Raw genomic sequence first — 1655 nt, 5'->3', positions numbered from 1 at the left:
GCCCAACCGGGCTATAAACCCCATCTAGAATTCGTCCACTTTGTTACAAGCTGGGCGATTTTCAGGCGGACAAAGAAAAAACAACCAGGATTCCTGGTTGTTCAGATTGTCGAGAAACCCCATGTTATTTGGGGGTTTCTCTTCTTGTTAAGTGGATTTTTACACGAACCGCTTATCCATTTTGGACATTCTGTGCCCTCACCCTTGCTTTGCAAGGTGGAGGGCAATCTTTTTCATGTTCTGCACCGCTGCGGTCATCAGCGCTTGTTCCATTACGTTGCGCAACCCCCGCAAACGGCAATAGCGAAACCCATGGAGCTGTTTAGCATCCGCGAAGCTTCGCTCAATTGTTTCTTTTCTCTTTTTGTAGAGTTTCTTGCCTGCTTTACTCAGTCGATTTTCACGTACCCAATCCTTGCTATCTTCCCAAACATGCCGAGTGACCACTTTGCGGTGGTTCTTGGATCGGGTACATTTTGTGAGGAAGGGGCACGATTTGCAAACTTCTGGATCGGACTTGTAATGACGATACCCGTGGCGATCCGTCGTGCTGTACAGCAATTCTTGCTGATTTGGGCATGTGTAGCTATTACGTTCCGCGTCATATGTAAACTGCCACTTATGAAATAGCCCTTGCGTCGGGTGGTATCTACGGTGTGCAATGACAGCAAAAATGTTTTTCTCTTTTAACTTGTGACAAATAGGGTTTGTTAGGTAACCAGAATCTAATGCAACAGCTTCTACTTTGAAGCCAAACCGCTTGGTTTGGCGGTTCAGACGATCCAGATACGGAAGGGAATCATGTACGTTCCCAGGGGTTACAAACACATCGGTAATAAGATTGTACTTTGCATCTACAGTCCTGTGGTCCAAATAATAAAATCCTTCAGGTTTTCCCTCTCTCATCATATAACCGCTGTCAGGGTCGGTTGTGCTTACTCTCACTTCCTTCTGTTCAACCACATCCTTTTCAGGTTTTAGAGCTTTTTTCCGTTATTTTTTCGGTCAATTTCCACCGCTTCATTTAGCTCATCGATATAGCTTTTGGTGTTTTGCAAGACTTGTTCTTTGGTGTACTTATTTTTGTTTGCACTCGCTTTTACATGTGTAGAATCCGAAATAAGCATGCGACCTCCAATCATTCGGTGCCCCATGGCTTGAAGAACGATTTCATCAAAGATATCTTGAAAGATGGTTGTGTCTTTAAAACGAATGCGACGATTTAAACTGATGGTGGTATGGTCGGGAACGCGGTCTGTGAGGCCCAATCCAAGGAACCAACGGTAAGCCACATTGGTCTGAATTTCTTGCTCAAGACGTCTTTCGGAACGAATGCCATAAAAGTAACCTAAAAAAATCATTTTGAATAAAACCAGCGGATCAATGGCCGGGCGCCCGTTATCTTCACAGTAATAAGGGCGAACCTTCTCAAGGATGAACGAAAAATCGATAAATTTATCAATTTTTCGAAGCATGTGGTCTTGAGGAACAAGTTGCTCAATCGAAACAAATTCATATGCAGTTTGCTTATCTTTATTTGAACGTAACATAACGATCACCTACAGTAATTTTTGTAAATATTATAACATATTAACGCGGTGTCGTGTTGAAATACCCAGACAAAAAGAAAAGCTGCCGACTTTATCGACAGCCTG

1 protein-coding gene is annotated in these 1655 nt (G+C 43.2%); it reads right to left on the bottom strand.

Annotated elements, in window-relative coordinates; all coding sequences use genetic code 11:
* Positions 1–198 precede the first annotated feature (198 nt).
* Positions 199–1550 (bottom strand): IS1182 family transposase gene (locus EDM56_RS30625; protein WP_122921724.1). Its coding sequence is split into 2 segments (ribosomal slippage): positions 199–983 and positions 983–1550, totalling 1353 coding nucleotides; the frame shifts between segments, so codons are not numbered across the junction.
* Between the last annotated feature and the right edge of the window lie 105 nt (positions 1551–1655).

The organism is Brevibacillus fluminis, from assembly GCF_003710825.1.
Lineage (GTDB): Bacteria > Bacillota > Bacilli > Brevibacillales > Brevibacillaceae > Brevibacillus_D > Brevibacillus_D fluminis.
The sequence above is the reverse complement of the archived record's forward strand: the minus strand, read 5'-3'. Positions and strand labels throughout refer to the sequence as shown.